Below are 22,169 nucleotides of genomic sequence, written 5' to 3' on the forward strand. Positions count from 1 at the left end.
TGCGAAATAAGCTTGAACACATTCGTTCTGGCGAAGTCTCCGAAGGGGAAGACGTGAACAAGGCGCAGCTCGTAGAAGCGATTGCCGACAAGGTGGGCGGCCGCCAGCAGGCCGCGGACGCCGTCGACGCGGTACTGGACGCCATCGTCCGCGCGACCGTCGCCGGCGACCGGGTCTCGGTCACGGGCTTCGGCTCGTTCGAGAAGGTCGACCGCCCGGCCCGTTACGCCCGCAACCCCCAGACGGGAGAGCGCGTCCGGGTCAAGAAGACCTCGGTTCCCCGCTTCCGTGCGGGCCAGGGCTTCAAGGACCTGGTCGCCGGCACCAAGAAGCTCCCCAAGGGCGGCGAGGTCTCGGTGAAGAAGGCGCCCAAGGGCAGCCTCACCGGTGGCGCTTCCGCGACGGTCAAGAAGGCCGCGGCCAAGAAGGCCACCACCGCCAAGAAGACGGCGGCGAAGACCGCGGTCGCCAAGAAGGTCACAGCCAAGAAGACCACCACCGCGACCGCGAAGAAGGCCGTCGCCAAGACCACCGTGGCGAAGAAGGCCACCCCGGCGGCGAAGAAGGCCACGGTCAAGAAGGCCGCCGCGACGGCGAAGAAGACCACCGCGACCGCCAAGAAGACGGCCCCGGCCGCCAAGAAGGCCACCGCGAAGACCACGGCGCCCGCCAAGAAGACGGCGACGCGCAAGGCCACCGCGAAGAAGACCACCGCCCGCAAGAAGTAAGGGCGCGGGTCACACGCGCCGGGCCGGCTTCCCCTGGAGGGGGAAGCCGGCCCCCCGTGCGTTGCTCCAGGCTCAGAAGGTCTGCAGCGTGATCAGGCTGATCCGCAGGCCCGCGCCCTCGCCGTCCGTCTCGATCCGGACCCGCTGGCCCGGCCGCAGCAGCCGCAGGCCGCCCGCGTCGAAGGCAGGGGCCTCGAAGGGCACCGGGGTGCCGTCGTCCAGCAGCACACTGCCGCTGCGGGTCTGGGAGTCGTACGTGTACGCGGTCGCCTGCATACGGGAACTGTATCGGGCCGTGTGACGCCCCACACCAAGGGCGAGGGCGGTCCGCAGGTCCGCACCCGTGTCCACGTCGCGGCGCACGCTGTCGACGCCCGCCAGGGCCATTTCCACCGCCCCCGAGGCCGAATGCCGAGCCCGGGACGGTCCGCCGAACGAGGGGGCCAATTCCACGTCCGGAGCGGCGGAAAGCAGAGTCGTCCCGATTCCCGCCGCATCCGCCAGAAATGCCCGGGGAAATACAGCCGCGGCATCGAGCACGCGGAGTAGTTCGGGCGGCCGCAGCGCCGGCAGGTCCGCGTTCATCGCGGCCACCGCCGCCCGCGGCCGGGCCGCGCGTATCGCCCGCGCCCCGTGGACCAGCGCCGCGTTGAGCCCGCCGCCCGGCGCGTCCGGCACGATCCGCGCTCCCAGCCGGGCCAGTTCCGCACCGGCCGCCGCGTCGTCCGTGACGACCACCACATCCGCGACCGCCGCGCAGGCCAGCGCCCCCGCCACGGTGTCCTGCGCGAACGCCAGCGCGAGTCCCGGACGCCAGGCGCCGACGGCCTCCGCGAGCCGGCTCTTGGCCAACGCCAAGGGCTTCAGCGGGACCACCAGACTCCAGGCGGCGTTCGTCACGGACCCCTACCCTCCGGTCGCTCTCGCACATGCCCGGGCCGTGGTCGGGTCATGGCCGGGTCATGCGTCGGGCCATTGTCGCTCCCGCCGGGCGACCCGGGGGCCCGGTGCCCTGAGCGGGGCGTACGGTGTTCTCGACAGAGACCGGACCCGGGGCGACACTTGTCCGGCCCCGAGGTGCCCCAGGCGCGCACCGGTCATAGAGGAAGGTGTCCGAGTGTCCCGCCGCAGAATCGGCTTCTGGTACCGCCTGGCGGCGGCCATCGCGAAACCGCCGCTGGTAGTGCTCTTCAAGCGGGACTGGCGGGGAATGGATCACATTCCTGCCGAGGGCGGATTTATCACCGCCGTCAATCACAACTCGTATCTGGACCCGCTCTCCTACGCGCACTTCCAGTACAACAGCGGCCGGGTGCCCCGATTGCTCGCCAAGGCGGGGCTCTTCAAGGTGCCCATTGTCGGTGCCATCCTGCGCGGATCCGGGCAGATCCCCGTCTACCGGGAGTCCACCAACGCCCTGGACGCATTCCGGGCCGCCGTGGACGCCATCGAGCGCGGCGAATGCGTGGCCTTTTACCCGGAAGGCACCCTCACCCGCGACCCGGACCTGTGGCCGATGGCCGGCAAGACCGGCGCCGCCCGCGTCGCGCTGATGACCAAGGCCCCCGTCATTCCGGTGGCCCAGTGGGGCGCCCATCTCGCGATGCCGCCGTACGCCAAGGAGAACAAGGTCAGCCTGTTCCCGCGCAAGACCCTCCGGGTCCTCGCCGGACCACCCGTGGACCTCTCCGAGTTCTACGACCGGGAACCCACCCCGGAGGTCCTCAAGGAGGTCACCGAGGTCATCATGGCGGCCATCACCGGGCTGCTGGAGGTACTGCGGGGCGAAACCGCGCCCGCGCAGCCGTACGACCACCGCAAGGCCAGGGCCGAACAGCGGCGCAAGGCCGCGGGGGAGGGCAAGAAGTGACACGTCCCGTGAAGGCGACCGTCTTCGGAACCGGCTCCTGGGGCACGGCCTTCGCCATCGTGCTCGCCGACGCCGGCTGCGAGGTGACCCTCTGGGGCCGCCGCCAGGAGCTGGTCGACGCCATCAACACCGGCAGGACCAACCCGGACTACTTCCCGGACGTCCAACTCCCGGCGAACATCCGCGCCACCACCGATCCCGCCGAGGCCGCGGCCGGCGCCGACTTCACCGTCCTCGCCATCCCTTCCCAGACCCTGCGCGAGAACCTCGCGGCCTGGGCGCCCCTGCTGGCCCCCGACACGGTCCTCGTCTCCCTCATGAAGGGCATCGAACTCGGCACCGCCAAGCGGATGAGCGAGGTCATCGAGGAGGTCGGAAAGGTCCCCGCCGAGCGGATCGCGGTCGTCACCGGCCCCAACCTGGCCGGCGAGATCGCCGCCCGGCAGCCCGCGGCCTCCGTGGTCGCCTGCGTGGACGAGGCCGTGGCCCGGCGCCTCCAGGCCGCCTGCCACACCCCGTACTTCCGCCCGTACACGAGCACCGACGTCATCGGCTGCGAACTCGGCGGCGCCGTCAAGAACGTCATCGGCCTCGCCGTGGGCATCGCGGACGGCATGGGCCTGGGCGACAACACCAAGGGCTCCCTCATCACCCGCGGTCTCGCCGAAGCGACCCGCCTGGGCCTGGCGATGGGCGCCGACCCGCTCACCTTCTCCGGCCTCGCGGGCCTCGGCGACCTGGTCGCCACCTGCTCCTCGCCGCTCTCCCGGAACCACACCTTCGGCACCAACCTCGGCCGCGGGATGACCCTGGAGGAGACCATCGCGGTCACCAAGCAGACCGCGGAGGGCGTCAAGTCCTGCCAGTCGGTGGCCGATCTCGCCCGCCGCCACGGGGTCGACATGCCGATCACCGACACCGTCGTCGACATCGTCCACCACGGCAAGCCGACGCTGGTCGCGCTCAAGGAACTGATGGGACGCAGCGCCAAACCGGAACGGCACTGAGTCCTTTCCGGACGCCTGAGCGGGTACTCTCGTGGCGATATGAGCAGCGAGAACCTCCCCCAGACCCCTGAGCAGCAGGGCCGCAAGCCCCGCGTGGCCGTCGTGTTCGGCGGCCGCAGCTCGGAACACGCCATCTCGGTCGTCACGGCGGGCGCCGTGCTGCGCTCCATCGACCGCTCCAAGTACGAGGTGCTGCCCATCGGCATCACCACGGACGGCCGGTGGGCACTGACCGCCGACGAGCCCGCGCGGATGGCCATCGCCGACCGCAAGCTCCCCAGTGTCGAGGAGCTCGCCGACTCCGACGAGGGCGCCGTCGTGCTCTCGGTCGACCCCGCCAGCCGCGAGGTCGTCTACACCGAGCCGGGGGCCGTCCCCAAGGCCCTGGGCGAGGTCGACGTCGTCTTCCCGATGCTGCACGGCCCCTACGGCGAGGACGGCACCCTCCAGGGCCTCCTGGAGCTCTCCGGGATCCCGTACGTCGGCTCGGGCGTCCTCGCCTCGGCCGTCGGCCAGGACAAGGACTACATGAAGCGGGTGTTCACGTCCTTCGGGCTGCGCGTCGGCCCGTACGTGACCATCCGCCCCCGCGAGTGGGAAGCCGACCAGGACGCCGTCAAGGCGAAGATCCTCGACTTCGCCGGGGAGCACGGCTGGCCGCTCTTCATCAAGCCCGCCCGCGCTGGCTCCTCCATCGGCATCACCAAGGTCGACGACGTCACCGGCCTGGACGCGGCGATCCGCGAAGCCCGCCACCACGACCCGAAGATCATCGTGGAGGCGCTGCTGCGCGGCCGCGAGATCGAGTGCGGCGTCCTGGAGTTCGAGGACGGCCCGCGCGCGAGCGTGCCCGCCGAGATCCCGCCGGTCTCCAGCCACGACTTCTACGACTTCGAGGCGAAGTACATCGACTCCGCCTCCGGGATCGTGCCGGCGCCGCTCACCCCCGAGCAGACCGCGGAGGTGCAGCGGCTCGCGGTCGAGGCCTTCGAGGCCGCGTCCTGCGAGGGCCTGGTGCGCGCCGACTTCTTCCTCACGGAGGACGGCACCTTCGTCATCAACGAGATCAACACCATGCCGGGCTTCACCCCCATCTCCATGTACCCGCGGATGTGGCAGGAGTCGGGCATCGAGTACCAGGAGCTGGTGGACCGCCTGATCCAGGCCGCCCTGCGCCGCTCCACCGGGCTGCGCTAGCAGTTCCCCCGGGAACAACGCCGACCGCCCGCCGGGGACATCCCGGCGGGCGGCGGTGTGCGCGGTGCGAGCGGGTCCGGGCGGGACCTCAGTACGAGGAGATCCCCACCGGTACGGTCTTGGCGATGGCGGCGGACAGCCCGACGAGCATCCCGGCATCCGTGGCATGCTCCTTGTCGACCCGGACCTCCGTGTACGCCAGCCGCGCCCCGGTGGTGAACCGGAACCCCCCGCCGTCGCCCAGCTTCTCCAGCAGCCAGCCGACACCGTTGACCTCGACACCGTCCTGCTTCGGATCCCGCATCTTCTCGGGCTTGGGGATACCGCACCGCAGTACGATCGCCGAGCCGCCCCAAGCGGCGGTCAAGTCGGACTCCGGTTCCACCGGGGTCCGCGCCAGACCGGCCACCGTCTCCGGGAGCTCCTTGTGCAGCGCCGCGCAGAGTCCCGCGACGTCGGCGGGCGGCGCGGGCGGCGGAGTCACCCGGGCCTCGGAACCGCCCGAGGTACAGCCCGCGACGGACAGAACGGCAGCCAGTGCGGGCAGTGCGGCGAGCAGACCAAGGGGCCGGTGGTGGAGGGACATCACCGGCCTAGAGTAGACGGGGGCTACAGATGGACCACGGGGCAGGTCAAGGTGCGGGTGATCCCCTCCACCTGCTGGACCTTGGCCACGACCATGCGACCGAGTTCGTCCACGGTGTCGGCCTGGGCGCGCACGATCACGTCGTACGGGCCCGTCACGTCCTCGGCCTGGATCACCCCCGCGATCTGGGCGATGGACTCGGCGACGAACGACGCCTTGCCCACCTCGGTCTGGATAAGGATGTACGCCTGTACCACGGAACCTCCAGGGCGGCCACGAGGATCATTTCCCCTAACCTTCGGGTGGGCCCCACACGATCGCAAGGGCCGGGGGAAGAAGGGACGCCACGGTACCGCGTCGCCGAGCGCCGCGGGGAGACCTGCGAGCCCGGCACCACGCACGGCGGGGCGTACGGAGAGCAGAAGTTGACGTATCTGTTGACGGTACCCAGAGCTGTGACGGCTCGCGACCGCAAGCGGACTGGGCAAGAAGGGGCACAGCGATGAAGGGCACTGTGGGCGAGCTGGGGGAGTTCGGGCTCATTCGGGAGCTCACCTCACGGCTCACCACCACCCCGGCGGTCCGGCTCGGGCCGGGCGACGACGCCGCGGTGGTGTCGGCCCCCGACCGGCGGGTCGTGGCGAGCACCGACATCCTGCTGGAAGGCAGGCACTTCCGGCGCGACTGGTCCACGGCCTACGACGTCGGCCGCAAGGCCGCCGCGCAGAACCTGGCCGACATCGCCGCCATGGGCGCGGTGCCGACCGCGCTCCTGCTCGGCCTCGTCGTCCCGGCCGAGCTGCCGGTCACCTGGCCCACCGAGCTGATGGACGGCATCCGCGACGAATGCCAGGTCGCCGGCGCCGCCGTGGTCGGCGGGGACGTCGTCCGCGGCGACACCATCACCGTCGCCATCACCGCGCTGGGCGACCTGCGCAACCACGAGCCCGTGCTGCGCTCCGGAGCCCAGCCCGGCGACGTCGTGGCCGTCACCGGCTGGCTGGGCTGGTCGGCGGCCGGCTTCGCCGTCCTCTCGCGCGGCTTCCGCTCCCCGCGGGCCTTCGTGGAGGCCCACCGGCGGCCCGAGCCCCCGTACCACGCGGGCCCCGCGGCCGCCGGACTCGGCGCCACCGCCATGACCGACGTCAGCGACGGCCTGATCGCCGACCTCGGGCACATCGCCGAGGCCAGCAAGGTACGGATCGACCTGCGCTCGGCGGCCGTCGACATCCCGACGCAGATGCACGACATCGGGCAGGCCGTCGGCGTGGACCCGCTCCAGTGGGTGCTCACCGGGGGAGAGGACCACGCGATCGTGGCCACCTTCCCGCCCGACGTGAAACTGCCGGCCCGCTGGAAGGTCATCGGAGAGGTGCAGAACCGCTCCGCGCTGCCCCAGGTGACCGTGGACGGCGCCCCCTGGACCAGCAGCGGGGGCTGGGACCACTTCGGCGGCGAGCCGGCCGCCGAGGAGCCGCCACGATGACCGGCGCCCCGCCGCTCTGCCTGACCGTCGCCGGATCCGACTCCGGCGGCGGCGCGGGCATCCAGGCCGACCTCAAGACCATGCTGGCCCTCGGCGTGCACGGGATGAGCGTGCTCACCGCCGTGACCGCCCAGAACTCCCTGGGGGTCACCGGGGTATGGGAGCTGCCCGCCGACGCCGTGCGGGGCCAGTACAGGGCCGTGGTGGACGACATCGGCGTCCGGGCCGTGAAGACCGGGATGCTGTCCAGCGCCGTGCTCGTGGAGACCGTGGCCGACCTGCTGGCCACCACGGGCGCCCCGGCCGTCGTGGACCCCGTGGGCGTCTCCAAGCACGGGGACGCACTGCTCGCCGCCTCGGCGCTGGAAGCCGTACGGAGGCAACTGCTGCCGCGGGCCACCGTGGCCACCCCGAACCTCGACGAGGTCGCGCAGCTCACCGGGGTGGTGGTGGAGAGCGAGGACGACATGCGGCGGGCCGCCGACGCGGTCCTCGGCTTCGGGCCGCGGTGGGCACTGATCAAGGGCGGCCACCTCGCGGCGCACGGGGACGAGGCCGTGGACCTGCTGAGCGACGGCGCCGAAGAGCTGTGGCTGCGCGCCCCCCGGCACGACAACCGGCACACGCACGGCACCGGCTGCACCCTGGCCAGCGCGGTCGCCGCGGGCCTGGCGAAGGGCCTCGCGGTCCCGGAGGCCGTCACGGCGGCCAAGGCCTACGTCACGGGCGCCATCGCCGCGGGCTTCGCGCTGGGCGGCGGCATCGGCCCGGTGGATCACGCCTGGCAGTGGCGCTGAGGGCGGATCGCGGTTGCGCAAGAGGTCCCGGGAAAGGCAAAAGGCCGGTTCACCAGAGGTGAACCGGCCTTCTTGGCAACCGGAAAGGGCTGCGCTACGACGACGGGAGGCGTCAGCGCGAGACCTTGCCGGCCTTGATGCACGAGGTGCAGGCGTTGAGGCGCTTCGGCGTCCCATTGACCACGGCACGGACGCGCTGGATGTTCGGGTTCCAGCGACGCGAGGTGCGGCGGTGCGAGTGGGAGATGCTGTTGCCGAAGCTCGGCCCCTTGGCGCAAACGTCGCAGTTGGCAGCCACAGGTCACTCCAAAGACTTCAGATGCACTTACAGTGAAATCCGGCGCACCGGAATCAGAGATCTGAAGTGGCTTGCCGGACGGATGACCCGACTCTCGCCGGGCAACCTGAGCAGCATACAACGACTGCTTCGGTCCAAGAAAACTACCATGTCCGCCGCCCGTCCCGCCCCGGGCCCAGGACCCCGCGGCCGTCCTTCGTTACCCTGCGGTGAACCCTGGCCCGCACAAGGAGGAACGCCCGGTGGCGCACGAGCCTGGCCCGCACACCCTCGACGCCGAAGCGGTGCGCACCTGGAGCTCGCTGGCCCTGGCCGCACTGGGCCGGGCCCGCGAGGACATCGACGCGATCAACGTCTATCCCGTCGCGGACGCCGACACCGGCACCAACCTCTACCTCACCGCCGAGTCCGCCGACCGCGAGCTGCGGGCCGCCGTCGGGAGCGTGACCGAGACCACGGGCACCGCCGCCGCCTCCCTGTCCCGGGCCGTACGGGCCTACGCGCACGGCGCGCTCATAGGCGCCCGGGGGAACTCCGGGACGATCCTGGCGCAGCTGCTGCGCGGCGTGGCCGACGTACTGGGCGACGAGCCCGCCGGGCGCGGGCCGGGCCGGCTGCTCGCCCAGGCGCTGACCCGGGCCGCGCAGGAGGCGTACGAGGCCGTCGCGCACCCGGTGGAGGGCACCATGCTCACCGTCGCCGCCGCGGCCGCGCGCGCGGGGGAGGCGGCCGAAGCCGCCGCCGGGACCGCTGCGGACGTGGCCCGGGCCGCCTACGACGGGGCCCGCGCGGCCCTGGCGGAAACCCCGGGGCAGCTCGCCGAGCTCGGGCGGGCCGGGGTGGTCGACGCGGGGGGCTGCGGGCTGGTCGCCGTACTCGGGGCCCTGTGGCAGGCGCTCTCCGGGCAGGAGGCGGCCCCCGACCCGGTGCGCGGGCGGGCGGTGCCCGTGCCGCAGCCGCCGCAGCCGTGCGCGCGGGAGCAGGAGGGGCCGGCGTACGAGGTGGTCTACCTGCTGGAGGCCGGCGAAGCCGCGGTCGGGGAACTGCGGACACGGCTCGACGGACTCGGCGACTCCCTGGTGGTCGTCGGCGGGGACGACCTGTGGAACGTCCACGTCCACGTCGACGACCCCGGCGCCGCCGTCGAGGCCGGGGTGGTCGCCGGCCGGCCGTACCGGATCCGCATCACCCACTTCGGCGACGAGCGGCGCCGGGCCAGGGGCGAGCGCGCCCAGCGGGCCGTGGTCGCCGTGCTCCCGGGCGAGGGACTGGCCGGGCTGTGCGGGGAGGCGGGCGCGACCACCGTGCTCGCACGCCCCGGGGAGCCGCCCACCGTCGCCGAACTGCTCGACGCCATCCGGCGGGCCCACGCCCGCGAGGTGGTGCTGCTCCCGGGCGGGGCCGAGCAGCGCGCGGCCGCGGGCGCCGCCGCCGAGCAGGCCCGCGCCGACGGCGTCCGGGTCGCGGTGATCCCCACCCGGTCCGCGGTCCAGGGCCTGGCCGCCCTCGCCGTGCACGACCCGGACGGCAGCTTCGACGAGGACGTGGTCGCCATGACCGCGGCGGCCGGCGCCACCCGGTACGCGGAACTGGCCGTCGCGGAACGGCAGTCCTTCACCTCGGCCGGCATCTGCCAGGCCGGCGACGTGCTCGGGCTCATCGACGGCGACGTCGCCGTCATCGGCTCGGGCCTGCCGGAGACGGCGGAGGCCGTCCTGCAGCGGATGCTCGGCTCCGGCGGCGAGCTCGTCACCCTGGTGCTGGGCCCCGAGGTGCCGGACGCGCTCGCCGAGCGCCTGGAGGCGTACGTCCAGCACGGGCACCTGGCCGTGGACACCGTGACCTACCACGGCGGGCGTTACTCGGCGCCGCTCCTCATCGGGGTGGAATAGCGGGCTTGTCAGCGCCATGGTGTGCAATGGAACACGTGCCCGCGCTCGACGAAGACCTCAAGAAGACGCTCGGCCCCGCCACCGCGAAGGTGCTGGCCGAACAGCTCGGCCTGCACACGGCCCTGGACCTGCTGCACCACTACCCCCGGCGGTACGCGGAGCGCGGTGAGCTCACCTCGCTGGCCGAGCTCGCCGACCAGATCGACGAGCACGTGACCGTCGTCGCGCAGGTCGCCGACGCCCGGCTGCTGACCTACCAGGGCAGCCGCGGCGGCGGCAAGCGGCTGGAGGTGACCATCACCGACGGAAGCGGCCGGCTCCAGCTGGTCTTCTTCGGGGCGGGCGTCCACAAGCCTCACAAGGAACTGCTGCCCGGCAGCCGCGCGATGTTCGCGGGCAAGGTCTCGATGTTCAACCGCAAGCTCCAACTCGCCCACCCCGCGTACGAGCCCCTCGGCAAGGAGGCCGGCGAAACCGACGCGGCGGCCGCCTTCGCGAGCCAGCTCATCCCGATCTACCCGGCCTGCGCGAAACTGGAGTCCTGGAAGGTCACCAAGTGCGTGGACGCGGTGCTGCCCAGTGCGCAGGAGGTCCTGGACCCGCTCCCGGACACCCTGCGCGAGGGCCGCGGGCTGGTCCCGCTCACCGAGGCCCTGCTGAAGATCCACCGGCCGGCCACCAAGGCCGACATCGAGGATGCCCGACGTCGCCTGAAGTGGGACGAGGCCTTCGTCCTCCAGGTCGCCCTGGCCCGCCGCCGGCACGCCGACTCCCAACTCCCGGCGGTCCCCCGCCGCCCCGCCCCGGGCGGCCTCCTCCACTCCTTCGACGCCAAACTCCCCTTCACCCTCACCGAGGGCCAGCAGACCGTCTCGAAGGAGATCTTCGACGACCTCGCCACCAGCCACCCCATGCACCGCCTCCTCCAGGGCGAGGTCGGCTCGGGCAAGACGCTGGTCGCGCTGCGGGCCATGCTCGCCGTCGTGGACAGCGGGGGGCAGGCCGCGATGCTCGCGCCCACCGAGGTGCTCGCGCAGCAGCACCACCGGTCCGTCACCGAGATGATGGGCGAGCTCGCCGAGGGAGGCATGCTCGGCGGCTCCGACCGGGGCACCAAGGTCGTGCTGCTCACCGGGTCGATGGGGATGCCCGCGCGGCGCCGGGCGCTGCTCGACCTGGTCACCGGCGAGGCCGGGATCGTGATCGGCACCCACGCGCTGATCGAGGACAAGGTCCAGTTCCACGACCTCGGGCTGGTCGTCGTGGACGAACAGCACCGCTTCGGCGTGGAGCAGCGCGACGCGCTCAGGTCCAAGGGCAAGCAGCCCCCGCACCTGCTGGTCATGACCGCGACCCCGATCCCGCGCACGGTCGCCATGACCGTCTTCGGCGACCTGGAGACCTCGGTCCTCGACCAGCTGCCGGCCGGGCGCTCCCCGATCGCCACCCACGTGGTGCCCGCCAAGGACAAGCCGCACTTCCTGGCCCGGGCCTGGGAGCGGGTCCGGGAGGAAGTGGAGAACGGCCACCAGGCCTACGTGGTGTGCCCGCGCATCGGTGACGGGGAGGACGAGCCCAAGAAGAAGGCCGCCGCCGAGGCGGACGGGGACAAGCGGCCGCCGCTGGCCGTGCTGGACATCGCCGAACAGCTCAGGCGCGGGCCGCTGGCCGGACTGGGCGTCGAGGTGCTCCACGGGCGGATGGACCCCGCCGACAAGGACGACGTCATGCGCCGCTTCGCCGCCGGCGAGGTCAAGGTGCTGGTCGCCACCACCGTCATCGAGGTCGGGGTGAACGTCCCGAACTCCACGGTGATGGTGATCATGGACGCGGACCGGTTCGGCGTCTCCCAGCTGCACCAGCTGCGCGGCCGCGTCGGCCGCGGCTCCGCGCCCGGCCTGTGCCTGCTGGTCAGCGAGATGCACGAGGCCAGCCCCGCCCGGGCCCGGCTCGGCGCCGTGGCCGCCACCCTCGACGGCTTCGAGCTCTCGCGCATCGACCTGGAGCAGCGCCGCGAGGGAGACGTCCTCGGCCAGGCCCAGTCCGGCGTCCGCTCCTCCCTGCGCATGCTCGCCGTCATCGAGGACGAGGAGGTCATCGCCGAGGCCCGCGAGGAGGCCACCCGCGTGGTCGCCGCCGATCCCGAGCTGGCGGGCCTGCCGGGCCTGAGGACCGCACTGGACGCCCTGCTCGACACCGAACGGGAGCAGTACCTGGAGAAGGGCTGACAATGGGGGTGCCCGTTGTCCCCGAGGATTGAAGGACCCCCCAGATGACCCGCGTGATCGCCGGCAGCGCCGGCGGGCGTCGGCTGGCCGTGCCCCCGGGCACCGGCACCCGGCCGACCTCGGACCGGATGCGCGAAGGCCTCTTCTCCACCTGGGAGTCGCTGCACGGCGTCGAGGGGGCCCGCGTGCTCGACCTGTACGGCGGCTCCGGCGCCGTCGGCCTGGAGGCCCTCTCCCGCGGCGCCGCCCACACCCTGCTGGTGGAGGCCGACGCCAAGGCCGCCAAGGCGATCCGCGACAACATCAGGACGCTGGGCCTGCCCGGAGCCGAGTTCCGGGCGGGCAAGGCCGAGCACATCGTCTCCGCCGCGGCGGGCGGGGACCCGTACGACATCGTCTTCCTGGACCCGCCGTACGCCGTGGAGCACGCGGACCTCCGCGAGATCCTCCTCACACTCCGGTCCAATGGCTGGCTCACCGACGATGCGCTCGTCACCGTGGAGCGCAGCACCAGGAGCGGCGCCTTCCCGTGGCCCGAGGGCTTCGAGCCGCTCCGGTCGCGGAAGTACGGCGAGGGCACCCTTTGGTACGGTCGCGCCGCCTTCACCAGCGAAAACTCATGAACGAGGGAGTTCAGTTGCGCCGCGCCGTCTGTCCGGGATCCTTCGATCCCATCACCAACGGACACCTCGACATCATCGGACGCGCCTCCAGGCTCTACGACGTCGTGCACGTCGCGGTGATGATCAACCAGTCGAAGCAGGGGCTGTTCACGGTGGAGGAGCGGATCGAGCTGATCCGCGAGGCGACCGCCGACTACGGGAACATCGAGGTCGAGTCCTTCCACGGGCTCCTCGTCGACTTCTGCAAGCAGCGGGACATCCCGGCCATCGTCAAGGGCCTGCGCGCCGTCAGCGACTTCGACTACGAGCTCCAGATGGCCCAGATGAACATGGGTCTCTCGGGCGTCGAGACGCTGTTCGTGCCGACCAACCCGACCTACAGCTTCCTGTCCTCCTCCCTGGTCAAGGAGGTCGCGGCCTGGGGCGGCGATGTCGCCCACCTGCTGCCCGCGCACGTGCACGCGGCGCTGATCGAGCGCCTGGCGAACCGCTGACGCGCTGACGGCGCCTCAGGCGGTGTCGGGCGCCCGCCCTGTGGCCTTAAAGTCGTCCCGTCCGTCTCAGGAACCGCCCGAGGCCGAGAGAGTGCGAGCCCCCATGGACGTGCAGAAGAAGCTCGACGAGATCGTCGCGGCCGTCGGCGGCGCCCGCTCCATGCCCATGTCGGCCTCCTGCGTGATCAACCGCGCGGAGCTGCTCGCGCAGCTCGAAGAGGTACGCCAGGCCCTGCCCGGCTCGCTCGCGCAGGCGCAGGAGCTCATCGGCGGCCGGGAGCAGATGGTCGAGGAGGCCCGCCGGGAGGCGGAGCGGATCATCGAGTCCGCGCACGCCCACCGCGGTTCGCTGATCTCCGACACCGAGGTGGCCCGGCGCTCCCAGGACGAGGCGGACCGGATCCTGGCGGAGGCCCGCCGGGAGGCCGAGGAGATCCGCGCCGAGGCCGACGACTACGTGGACAGCAAGCTCGCGAACTTCGAGGTCGTGCTCACCAAGACCATCGGCTCGGTGGACCGGGGCCGCGAGAAGCTGCTGGGCCGCGGCCCGGGCCTGGACGACCAGGGTTTCCCCGACGAGGAGGCGCCCGAGCGCAGCCACGACCCGCAGACGCAGCGCGAGCAGGCGGACGCGTACGTGGACGGCAAGCTGGCGACCTTCGAGGCGGTGCTCGCCAAGACCCTGGAGGCCGTCGGCCGGGGCCGCCAGAAGCTCCTCGGCCGGGTGCCCACGGACGACCTGGGTGCGCACATCGCCGCCCAGGACGCGGCAGGGGTGCAGCAGTCCCGCTCCGGGAGCGACGCGGACTTCCTGGCGGGCCTGGCCGAGCCGGAGGCCCCGGTGGCTCCCGTGATCCCGGCGCAGGCGCAGCCGGAGCCCGCGTACGACGCGTACGCCTACCAGCAGCCGGTGCAGCACCAGCAGCAGGACTCGTACGGCTACCAGGACCCCTACGGCTACCAGCAGCAGGTCCAGCAGCCCGACCCGTACGCCGCCTCCTACGACCAGCAGTCCGACCCGTACGCGGCCTACCAGCAGCCGCAGCAGCACGGGCAGCAGGCCCAGCAGGAGCAGCAGCCGGCGCTCGACGAGACCAGCTTCTTCGACACGGGCATGATCAACCTGGACCAGCTGCGCCAGTACGAGCAGGGCCGCTGACGTCCCCTCCGCACCTGGATTGGGCTCAGGGCGAAGCGGCGGGTATCCTGGCTCTTCGGTCGCGCGTATGCACCGCGATCCATGCTGCCCTTGAGCGGCGGAAATTTTGATCTTCAGCAGTCCTTGACACACCGCGAAAGCAGGAACGGCCCTGAATACCCGCCTCGACCACCACGACCCCCTCGTGTTCGACACGCACGAGCTGGGTCGGCGTCCTGGTGCCATGCAGCGGCTGTCCCGTGAGATCGCGGCACCGGCGGACCTCGGTCTCGCCGGCGTCATCGGGGTACCGGAAGGCGCCCCGCTGAAGCTCAAACTCCGCCTGGAGTCGGTCATGGAAGGGGTGCTTGTCACAGGCACCGCCCGTGCATCGGCCGCAGGGGAGTGCGTAAGGTGTCTGGAGGCCGTAGAGCGAGAGCTCAAGGCGGACTTCCAGGAGATGTTCTCGTACCCTGACGCCGACGACCGGATCCGCTCCAAGGCGGAGCCGGCCGACGACGCCGAGGACGACGAGAACACGCTCTTCCTCGAGGACGGCTTGTTCGACCTCGAACCCGTGCTGCGTGACGTGGTAGTGCTCGCACTGCCCATGCAGCCGGTGTGCCGGGAGGACTGTCTCGGACTGTGCCCCGATTGCGGGCTCAGCCTGAACGACGACCCGGACCACCACCACGACGCCGTCGACATCCGTTGGGCGGCACTGCAGGGACTCGTCGTGACCGATCAGGACGACGAGAAGGACAACATGAGCGGCACTGCCTCTGACGGAGTTCAGGGCGCCGCCGAGAAGCAGGAGAAGTAGCCGTGGCTGTTCCGAAGCGGAAGATGTCGCGCAGCAACACGCGCCACCGCCGGTCGCAGTGGAAGGCTGCGGTCCCCAACCTGGTTTCGTGCGAGCGTTGCCAGGAGCCGAAGCTCCAGCACATTGCGTGCCCGAGCTGCGGCACCTACAACAAGCGCCAGGTCCTCGAGGTCTGAGCGGCTGGTGAGAGGCGCAATGTCTGAGCTGTCCAACGCTGAGAAGCAGGCAGACAGAAACAACGCGGCCTCGTCCCACACGCTTCTGGAAGGGCGGCTCGGGTACCAACTCGAGTCCGCCCTTCTGGTGCGTGCGCTGACCCACCGTTCGTACGCGTACGAGAACGGCGGTCTGCCCACCAACGAACGGCTGGAGTTCCTTGGGGACTCCGTGCTGGGCCTGGTGGTCACGGACACGCTGTACACGACCCACCCCGACCTGCCGGAAGGCCAGCTGGCCAAACTGCGGGCCGCGGTGGTCAACTCACGCGCATTGGCGGAGGTCGGGCGTGGCCTCGAACTCGGTCTCTTCATCCGGCTCGGCCGGGGCGAAGAGGGCACGGGTGGCCGGGACAAGGCATCCATCCTCGCCGACACCCTTGAAGCGGTGATCGGCGCGGTCTACCTCGACCAGGGCCTCGACGCGGCCTCGGAGCTGGTTCACCGGCTCTTCGATCCGCTCATCGAGAAGTCCTCGAACCTCGGTGCCGGCCTGGACTGGAAGACCAGTCTCCAGGAGCTCACGGCGGCCGAAGGTCTCGGCGTTCCGGAATACCTGGTCACCGAGACAGGCCCGGACCACGAGAAGACGTTCACCGCTGCCGCCCGCGTCGGTGGTGTCTCGTACGGCACCGGCACCGGCCGCAGCAAGAAGGAAGCCGAGCAGCAGGCGGCGGAGTCCGCATGGCGCGGTATCCGCGCCGCCGCGGACGAGCGGATCGCGGCACCCGCCGCGGCTTCCGCGGCCGCCGCGGTGGAGGCCCCGGCTCCGGCCGGGACCGAAGCCACGGTCGAGGACGACGGGGCGCCGACGCCCGCCGATCCGACGCCGAGTGCCTGACGTTCCTTCGCAGTGACCCCGCCGCACATCTGTGCGGCGGGGTTTCTCGTTCCCGTTCCGCGTCCATCCCCGGAGGAGACCGCCGTGCCCGAGCTGCCCGAAGTCGAAGTGGTGCGGCGGGGACTCGAGCGCTGGGTGGCCGGGCGGACCGTCGAGTCCGTCGAGGTGCTGCACCCCCGGGCCGTACGGCGCCACCTCGGGGGCGGCGCGGACTTCGCGGCGCGCCTCGGCGGGGAGACCATCGGGATGCCGCAGCGGCGCGGCAAGTACCTGTGGCTGCCCCTGCGGGGACGGGACCTGTCCGTGCTCGGGCACCTCGGGATGAGCGGGCAGCTGCTCGTGCAACCGCAGGGCGCGCCGGACGAGAAGCACCTGCGGATCCGGGTGCGGTTCGACGACGACGCCGGGACCGAGCTGCGCTTCGTGGACCAGCGGACCTTCGGCGGGCTGTCGCTGCACGAGGTTGCCTCCGGCAGCACGGACGGGCTGCCCGACGTCATCGCCCACATCGCACGGGACCCGCTGGACCCGCTGTTCGACGAGGTCGCCTACCACCTGGCGCTGCGGGCCAAGCGGAGCACCGTGAAGCGGGCGCTGCTGGACCAGTCGCTGATCAGCGGGGTCGGCAACATCTACGCCGATGAGGCGCTGTGGCGTGCCAGGCTGCACTACGAGCGCCCCACCGACACGCTGACGCGCCCCCGGAGCGCGGAACTCCTCGGGCATGTCCGGGACGTCATGAACGCCGCCCTGGCGGTCGGCGGTACGAGTTTCGACAGCCTCTACGTGAACGTGAACGGGGAGTCCGGCTACTTCGACCGCTCGCTCGACGCCTACGGGCGCGAGGACGAGCCGTGCCGGCGCTGCGGTACCCCGATGCGGCGCCGGCCGTGGATGAACCGGTCCAGCTACTTCTGCCCGCGCTGTCAGCGGCCGCCGCGGGCGTCGTAGGACTCCCGCGCGCCCAGCACCAGCGGCATGCTGCCCTCCAGAAAGTGGATCAGCGCGAGCAGCCGGTCGGCGACCTCGACGCCGAGCGGGGTCAGTTCGTAGTCGACGCGCGGCGGGTTGGTCGGCTGCGCCTCGCGGTTGACGATGCCGTCGCGCTCCAGCGCGTGCAGGGTCTGGGAAAGCATCTTCTCGCTCACGCCCTCGACCCGGCGGCGCAGTTCGTTGAACCTGCACGGTCCGTCGCGCAGGGCGCCGACCGTGAGGCTGCCCCAGCGGCCCGTGACGTGCTCCAGGGTCTCGCGGGACGGGCAGGCGCGCCCGAAGACGTCGAACGGCAGTTCGGCGTTGGCGGCTTCGCTGCAAACGGGGGTCTCCATGCCTACAGCGTACCTCCGGGATGCGCTAACCCATGGGTTGCGCTTTCCAAAAGTTAGTGGTTCTCTTTCCCTCGTCACACCGCAGTGTTCCTTTGAGGGAGAGATCAGCCTTGTCCGGTACCACGCACACCCCCGTCGTCTCCATCGCCTACCACTCCGGCTACGGCCACACCGCCGTCGTCGCCGAGGCCGTCCGGGCCGGTGCCGCCGAGGCCGGGGCGACGGTCCACCTGATCAAGGTCGACGAGATCGACGACGCGCAGTGGGAGCTCCTCGACGCGTCCGACGCCATCGTCTTCGGCTCCCCGACCTACATGGGCACCGCCTCGGGCGCCTTCCACGTCTTCGCCGAGGCCACCTCGAAGCGCTGGTTCGGCGACGTGTGGCAGGACAAGGTCGCCGCGGGCTTCACGAACTCCGCGTCCAAGAGCGGCGACAAGGGCCACACGCTGAACTACTTCCAGACGCTGGCCGCGCAGCACGGCATGAACTGGGTCAACCTGGGCCTGAAGCCGGGCTGGAACTCCACCACCGCGTCCGAGAACGACCTCAACCGCCTCGGCTTCTTCGGTGGCGCCGCGGCCCAGACCAACGCCGACGAGGGTGCGGAAGCGGTCCACAAGGCCGACGTCGCGACCGCCGAGCACCTCGGCCGGCGCGTCGCCGAGCACACCCGTGTCGTGCTCGCCGGCCGCGCGGCCCTGACGGTCTGACCGAGGCGGTCCGGCGTCAGAAGCCGAAGTCCTGGGTCCACCAGGGGCCGCCGGCGGCGAAGTGGGCGCCGACGCCCAGGGTGCGGAACTCGCAGTTGAGGATGTTCGCCTTGTGGCCCGGGCTGTTCATCCAGGCCTTCATCACGGCATCGGCGTCGCCCTGCCCGCGGGCTATGTTCTCGCCGCCGAGGCCCGAGATCCCGGCCTTGGTGGCCCGGTCCCACGGGGTGTTGCCGCCGGGGTCCGTGTGGTCGAAGAAGCCCCGGGTGGCCATGTCCTTGCTGAAGGCCCCGGCCAGCGCCGCGAGCGGCGGGTTCGCGCGTACCGGACCGCATCCCGCCTGGGCGCGGGCCTGGTTGACCAGGGTCACCACGGCGGCCTCCTCCGCGGAGTGGCCGTCGGTGACCGGCGGGTCCGCGGGCTCGGACGTCTTCGGGGCCGCAGGCTTCGACGGGGCCGCAGGCTTCGGGGCCGGTGCGGCGCTCTTCTCGGGCGTCTTCTCCGGCTCCGGCTCCGGCGCCTTCGTGGAGGGCGAGGGGCTCGGAGTGGCCGAGGGGGAGGGGGAGGCCGACGGGGACGGGGAGCCCGTGGCCGCGTCCGGGGCGCCCGACGCGCGGCCGGAGAGGTTGGCGAGCCCGCCCTGCTGCTCCACCGAGCTGTCGGGGCTCGGCGAAGCCTGGTCGCCGGCCTTGGCCTTGGCCTCCGTCTTCGTGTCGGAGCCCGCGCCCGAGACACCCACGTACGGGAAGGCGGCGCCGACCGGCACGATGCCGGTGGTGACGGCAGCGGTGCCGAGGACCACGGCCACGGAGACACCGAGCAGACCGGTGCGCACGGCGGTACGGCGCTTGCCGCGGCCGGGCGCGGCGTGGAGTCGGTGGCGTCCCATCGCGGCTTGCCTTCCTTGCAGGAGCTAAGATCAAGATCAGTCTTACTCACCCGAACGGGTGAGCTCATTGCTGCGCGACTGTACGCCATGGGGCAAGGGGGGCGGCGTGCCCCGGAAGTGTCTGCCCGGTTAGCGTTCACGCATGAACGAAGATGTCCGGCTGACCGCCTGGGTGCGCGGTCGCGTACAGGGAGTGGGCTTCCGCTGGTTCACCAGGGCCAATGCCCTGGAGATCGGCGGCCTCGCCGGCTTCGCGCTCAACCTCGACGACGGTCGAGTGCAGGTCGTGGCCGAGGGTCAACGTGAGAATTGCCACCGGCTCCTGGAATGGCTCCGCTCCGCCGACACGCCCGGGCGGGTGGACGGAGTGACAGAGATCTGGGGCACACCGCGCGGTGGCTACGACGGCTTCGCGATCCGATGACCGATCGACTGATCATGTACTGAACACATCGCCCGATGGTCCGCACATGGTCGGATCTGCGCATTCACCGCCGACGCGTTGCCGACCCGGCCGAACCGTGGAAGGCTCGGAGACGAGGATGATCTCCACGCCCCTTGCGAGGGCCGGGCTGCCCGCCGATACGGGGCGTGATCGTGTTGACCGTCAAACTTTTTGGTGAGACGCTGGAAGCCCCGCGCACCTGAGCTGTTTGGCAGTGTTGGCAGTATTAAGCGCAGTGACTGACAGTCGCTGCCGGACATCCGCGGGTGCGATTCCCTCACGACCCACACCGCTTCGGTCGGTCACTCAGTGTGGAGGACCATCCATCATGGCAAAGGCGCTTCTCGGTTACGTCGGCGGTTCCGACCCGCGACTCCTCGCCGAGATGCGACGGCTTCAGCAGCGCGTCCAGGACCTTGAGTCCGAGCTCGTACGGATTCAGTCTGAAAACGACGCGCTGAACGCGGCCGCCGCTCAGCACGGAGACTCGCTGCTGGACAGCATCGACATCGACGTACCCCAGGCGGAGCCTGCGCTCACCTGATCCGCGCTCATCGTCGCTAGAATCCAGCCCAGCATGATCTGCAAGGGACGCTTCGGCGTCCCTTCTTTCTTTCCCGCGGGCGCGCGTCCCCCGTACCTTCATGGGTGAAACCGGACGCGGAAGGTAGAGTCCGGCGGCGTGCACCTCAAGTCCCTGACCCTGCGCGGCTTCAAGTCCTTTGCTTCTGCGACCACCCTGCGCTTCGAGCCCGGCATCACCTGCGTGGTGGGCCCGAACGGCTCGGGCAAGTCCAATGTGGTGGACGCGCTGTCCTGGGTCATGGGGGAGCAGGGAGCGAAGTCCCTGCGCGGCGGGAAGATGGAAGATGTCATCTTCGCGGGCACCACGGGGCGCCCGCCGCTGGGGCGGGCCGAGGTCTCCCTCACGATCGACAACTCCGACGGCGCGCTGCCCATCGACTACGCCGAAGTCACCCTTACCCGGATCATGTTCCGCGGCGGCAGCAGCGAGTACCAGATCAACGGTGACACCTGCCGGCTGCTGGACATCCAGGAGCTGCTCTCCGACTCCGGCATCGGCCGCGAGATGCACGTCATCGTCGGCCAGGGCCAGCTGGACTCCGTCCTGCACGCCGACCCGATGGGCCGCCGGGCCTTCATCGAGGAGGCCGCCGGCGTACTGAAGCACCGCAAGCGGAAAGAGAAGGCGCTGCGGAAGCTGGACGCGATGCGGGCCAACCTCGCACGCGTCCAGGACCTCAACGACGAACTGAGGCGGCAGCTCAAGCCCCTGGGCCGGCAGGCGGCGGTCGCCCGCCGGGCCGCCGTGATCCAGGCCGACCTGCGCGACGCCCGGCTGCGGCTGCTCGCCGACGACCTCGTGACGCTGAAGCGCGCGCTCGACGCGGAGATCGCGGACGAGACCGCGCTCAAGGAGCGCAAGGAGCTGGCCGAGGCGCAGCTCGCGGGCGCGGTGCGGCGGGAGTCCGAACTGGAGGAGGCCGTACGGGAACTCGCGCCGCGGCTCCAGCGCGCCCAGCAGACCTGGTACGAGCTGTCGCAGCTGGCCGAGCGGGTACGGGGGACCGCGTCCCTGGCCGCCGCGCGCGTCAAGAGCGCGACGGCTCCGGTGGAGGAGGAGCGGCGCGGCGCGGATTCGAGGGACCCCGACAGCATGGAGCAGGAGGCCGAGCGGATCCGCGAGCAGGAGGCGGAACTGAAGGCCGCGTTGGAGGCGGCCTCGCGGGCGCTGGAGGACACCGTCGAGCACCGGGCCGAGCTGGAGCGGTCGCTGGCCGAGGAGGAACGACGGCTGCGGGACGCGGCGCGGGCCGTCGCCGACCGGCGCGAGGGCTTGGCCCGGCTGACGGGGCGCCTGGGCGCGGCCCGCTCCCGGGCCGGGGCCGCGCAGGCGGAGATCGACCGGCTGGTGGCGGCGCGGGACGAGGCGCAGTCGCGCGCCGCTGCCGCGCAGGCGGAGTACGAGGCGCTGGCGGAGGAGGTCGGCGGACTCGAAGACCCGTCGGCGGACACGGAGCACGAGGCCGCGCGGGCGGAGCTGGCGGCGGCCGAAGCCGGGCTGTCCGCCGCGCGGGACGCCCTGGCCGCGGCCGAGCGGTCGCGGGCGGCGGTGTCGGCGCGGCGTGACGCGCTGGCGCTGGGGCTGCGCCGCAAGGACGGTACGGGCGCGCTGCTGGCCGCGCGGGAACGGCTGGCCGGGCTGCTGGGTCCGGCGGCGGAACGTCTCTGCGTCACCCCGGGGTACGAGGTCCCCGTCGCGGCGGCCCTGGGCGCCGCGGCGGACGCGCTGGCCGTGGCCTCGCCGCAGGCCGCGGCCGCCGCCATCCGGCACCTGCGCGTGGCCGACGCCGGGCGGGCCACGTTCCTGATCACCCCGCCGGGCGCCCTCCCGGGCCGGGGTGCGGATCCGGCCGGGACGGCCGTCCTCCCCGGGCAGCCCCCGACCCGGGCCGGGGGAGTCTTCCCCCACCCCGCCCCTTCCCCGGACCGGGCGCTGCCCGGACCCGCGCCTCACACGCCCGCGGAGGCCGGCGTGCCACGCAGCGG

General features: G+C 71.8%; 24 protein-coding genes and 1 pseudogene. 19 read left to right on the forward strand and 6 right to left on the reverse strand.

The window, feature by feature from the left end:
• Positions 1-53 precede the first annotated feature (53 nt).
• Positions 54-728: an HU family DNA-binding protein gene (locus ACFWB8_RS22880; protein ID WP_385229986.1), complete on the forward strand. Its 675-nt coding sequence runs from the start codon at positions 54-56 to the stop codon at positions 726-728.
• A 279-nt stretch (positions 729-1,007) separates the two neighbouring features.
• Here the strand turns inward: ACFWB8_RS22880 and cofC are convergent.
• Positions 1,008-1,628 (reverse strand): annotated as a pseudogene (cofC, locus tag ACFWB8_RS22885) (2-phospho-L-lactate guanylyltransferase); the annotation flags it as partial.
• 217 nt (positions 1,629-1,845) lie between these two features.
• Here cofC and ACFWB8_RS22890 point away from each other — a divergent pair.
• Genes ACFWB8_RS22890 through ACFWB8_RS22900 form a run of 3 tightly spaced genes read left to right on the forward strand, consistent with a single transcriptional unit; the run spans position 1,846 to position 4,802 of the window.
• A complete protein-coding gene (locus ACFWB8_RS22890) occupies positions 1,846-2,598 on the forward strand; it encodes a lysophospholipid acyltransferase family protein (RefSeq protein ID WP_385229989.1) in 753 nt (250 codons plus the stop codon).
• The gene (locus ACFWB8_RS22895; RefSeq protein ID WP_385229992.1) at positions 2,595-3,605 is read left to right on the forward strand and encodes an NAD(P)H-dependent glycerol-3-phosphate dehydrogenase; all 1,011 of its coding nucleotides are present in this window, start codon (positions 2,595-2,597) and stop codon (positions 3,603-3,605) included. The genes ACFWB8_RS22890 and ACFWB8_RS22895 overlap by 4 nt, the downstream gene beginning before the upstream one ends.
• Before the next feature lie 39 nt (positions 3,606-3,644).
• Positions 3,645-4,802: a D-alanine--D-alanine ligase family protein gene (locus tag ACFWB8_RS22900; RefSeq protein ID WP_385229995.1), complete on the forward strand. Its 1,158-nt coding sequence runs from the start codon at positions 3,645-3,647 to the stop codon at positions 4,800-4,802.
• 88 nt (positions 4,803-4,890) lie between these two features.
• On the opposite strand, the gene ACFWB8_RS22905 is transcribed toward ACFWB8_RS22900, so the two are convergent.
• Both ACFWB8_RS22905 and ACFWB8_RS22910 read right to left on the reverse strand, forming a co-directional pair.
• Positions 4,891-5,388, reverse strand: coding sequence for a DUF3515 domain-containing protein (locus ACFWB8_RS22905; protein WP_385230046.1), 498 nt, complete (start codon positions 5,386-5,388; stop codon positions 4,891-4,893).
• A gap of 23 nt (positions 5,389-5,411) precedes the next feature.
• Positions 5,412-5,645 (reverse strand): Lrp/AsnC ligand binding domain-containing protein, encoded by a 234-nt coding sequence (locus tag ACFWB8_RS22910; RefSeq protein WP_214947835.1) that lies wholly within the window; start codon positions 5,643-5,645, stop codon positions 5,412-5,414.
• Between the two features lie 245 nt (positions 5,646-5,890).
• Here ACFWB8_RS22910 and ACFWB8_RS22915 point away from each other — a divergent pair, with 245 nt between their 5' ends.
• Both ACFWB8_RS22915 and thiD read left to right on the forward strand, forming a co-directional pair.
• The gene (locus tag ACFWB8_RS22915) at positions 5,891-6,874 is read left to right on the forward strand and encodes a thiamine-phosphate kinase (RefSeq protein ID WP_385229998.1); all 984 of its coding nucleotides are present in this window, start codon (positions 5,891-5,893) and stop codon (positions 6,872-6,874) included.
• Entirely contained in the window at positions 6,871-7,671 is an 801-nt protein-coding gene (thiD, locus tag ACFWB8_RS22920; protein ID WP_385230001.1) for a bifunctional hydroxymethylpyrimidine kinase/phosphomethylpyrimidine kinase, read from the forward strand. The genes ACFWB8_RS22915 and thiD overlap by 4 nt, the downstream gene beginning before the upstream one ends.
• Positions 7,672-7,783: 112 nt before the next feature.
• On the opposite strand, the gene rpmB is transcribed toward thiD, so the two are convergent.
• Positions 7,784-7,969 carry a 50S ribosomal protein L28 gene (gene rpmB, locus ACFWB8_RS22925; protein WP_073911113.1) on the reverse strand — a complete coding sequence of 62 codons (186 nt, stop codon included), beginning with the start codon at positions 7,967-7,969 and terminating at the stop codon, positions 7,784-7,786.
• 242 nt (positions 7,970-8,211) lie between these two features.
• Between rpmB and ACFWB8_RS22930 the strand changes: the two genes are divergently transcribed.
• The 9 genes from ACFWB8_RS22930 to mutM all read left to right on the forward strand — a co-directional run bounded on the left by ACFWB8_RS22930 (position 8,212) and on the right by mutM (position 17,174).
• Positions 8,212-9,861, forward strand: a complete 1,650-nt coding sequence (locus ACFWB8_RS22930; protein WP_385230004.1) for a DAK2 domain-containing protein — start codon at positions 8,212-8,214, stop codon at positions 9,859-9,861.
• Between the two features lie 26 nt (positions 9,862-9,887).
• Positions 9,888-12,089 (forward strand): ATP-dependent DNA helicase RecG, encoded by a 2,202-nt coding sequence (gene recG / locus ACFWB8_RS22935; RefSeq protein WP_385230007.1) that lies wholly within the window; start codon positions 9,888-9,890, stop codon positions 12,087-12,089.
• A gap of 44 nt (positions 12,090-12,133) precedes the next feature.
• The gene (rsmD, locus tag ACFWB8_RS22940) at positions 12,134-12,712 is read left to right on the forward strand and encodes a 16S rRNA (guanine(966)-N(2))-methyltransferase RsmD (protein ID WP_385230010.1); all 579 of its coding nucleotides are present in this window, start codon (positions 12,134-12,136) and stop codon (positions 12,710-12,712) included.
• Positions 12,713-12,726: 14 nt separating this feature from the next.
• Complete coding sequence (gene coaD, locus ACFWB8_RS22945; RefSeq protein WP_385230049.1) at positions 12,727-13,206, forward strand: pantetheine-phosphate adenylyltransferase; 480 nt, start codon at positions 12,727-12,729, stop codon at positions 13,204-13,206.
• A gap of 103 nt (positions 13,207-13,309) precedes the next feature.
• Entirely contained in the window at positions 13,310-14,365 is a 1,056-nt protein-coding gene (locus ACFWB8_RS22950; protein WP_385230013.1) for a DivIVA domain-containing protein, read from the forward strand.
• 151 nt (positions 14,366-14,516) lie between these two features.
• Positions 14,517-15,167, forward strand: coding sequence for a YceD family protein (locus ACFWB8_RS22955; RefSeq protein WP_385230052.1), 651 nt, complete (start codon positions 14,517-14,519; stop codon positions 15,165-15,167).
• Between the two features lie 2 nt (positions 15,168-15,169).
• A complete protein-coding gene (gene rpmF, locus ACFWB8_RS22960; protein WP_053675094.1) occupies positions 15,170-15,343 on the forward strand; it encodes a 50S ribosomal protein L32 in 174 nt (57 codons plus the stop codon).
• A gap of 19 nt (positions 15,344-15,362) precedes the next feature.
• On the forward strand, positions 15,363-16,223 hold the full coding sequence (gene rnc / locus ACFWB8_RS22965; protein ID WP_385230020.1) for a ribonuclease III: 861 nt from the start codon (positions 15,363-15,365) through the stop codon (positions 16,221-16,223).
• An 84-nt stretch (positions 16,224-16,307) separates the two neighbouring features.
• Positions 16,308-17,174 (forward strand): bifunctional DNA-formamidopyrimidine glycosylase/DNA-(apurinic or apyrimidinic site) lyase, encoded by an 867-nt coding sequence (mutM, locus tag ACFWB8_RS22970; protein WP_385230023.1) that lies wholly within the window; start codon positions 16,308-16,310, stop codon positions 17,172-17,174.
• Here mutM and ACFWB8_RS22975 read toward each other — a convergent pair.
• A complete protein-coding gene (locus ACFWB8_RS22975; protein ID WP_385230026.1) occupies positions 17,150-17,551 on the reverse strand; it encodes a winged helix-turn-helix transcriptional regulator in 402 nt (133 codons plus the stop codon). The genes mutM and ACFWB8_RS22975 overlap by 25 nt on opposite strands.
• 110 nt (positions 17,552-17,661) lie before the next feature.
• On the opposite strand from ACFWB8_RS22975, the gene ACFWB8_RS22980 reads away from it, so the two are divergent.
• On the forward strand, positions 17,662-18,264 hold the full coding sequence (locus tag ACFWB8_RS22980; protein WP_385230029.1) for a flavodoxin family protein: 603 nt from the start codon (positions 17,662-17,664) through the stop codon (positions 18,262-18,264).
• Positions 18,265-18,280: 16 nt separating this feature from the next.
• Here the strand turns inward: ACFWB8_RS22980 and ACFWB8_RS22985 are convergent, their stop codons facing one another.
• A complete protein-coding gene (locus ACFWB8_RS22985; protein ID WP_385230032.1) occupies positions 18,281-19,153 on the reverse strand; it encodes a CAP domain-containing protein in 873 nt (290 codons plus the stop codon).
• Between the two features lie 142 nt (positions 19,154-19,295).
• Here ACFWB8_RS22985 and ACFWB8_RS22990 point away from each other — a divergent pair, with 142 nt between their 5' ends.
• From ACFWB8_RS22990 to ACFWB8_RS23000, 3 genes are all read left to right on the forward strand, one after another.
• Positions 19,296-19,577 carry an acylphosphatase gene (locus ACFWB8_RS22990; protein WP_385230034.1) on the forward strand — a complete coding sequence of 94 codons (282 nt, stop codon included), beginning with the start codon at positions 19,296-19,298 and terminating at the stop codon, positions 19,575-19,577.
• Between the two features lie 349 nt (positions 19,578-19,926).
• The gene (locus ACFWB8_RS22995; RefSeq protein WP_031144198.1) at positions 19,927-20,142 is read left to right on the forward strand and encodes a hypothetical protein; all 216 of its coding nucleotides are present in this window, start codon (positions 19,927-19,929) and stop codon (positions 20,140-20,142) included.
• 138 nt (positions 20,143-20,280) lie between these two features.
• Positions 20,281-22,169 (forward strand): AAA family ATPase (locus tag ACFWB8_RS23000; protein WP_385230037.1); only part of this gene is annotated, 1,889 nt, incomplete at its 3' end.

The sequence above is a fragment of the Streptomyces sp. NPDC060031 genome (assembly GCF_042736805.1).
GTDB lineage: Bacteria > Actinomycetota > Actinomycetes > Streptomycetales > Streptomycetaceae > Streptomyces.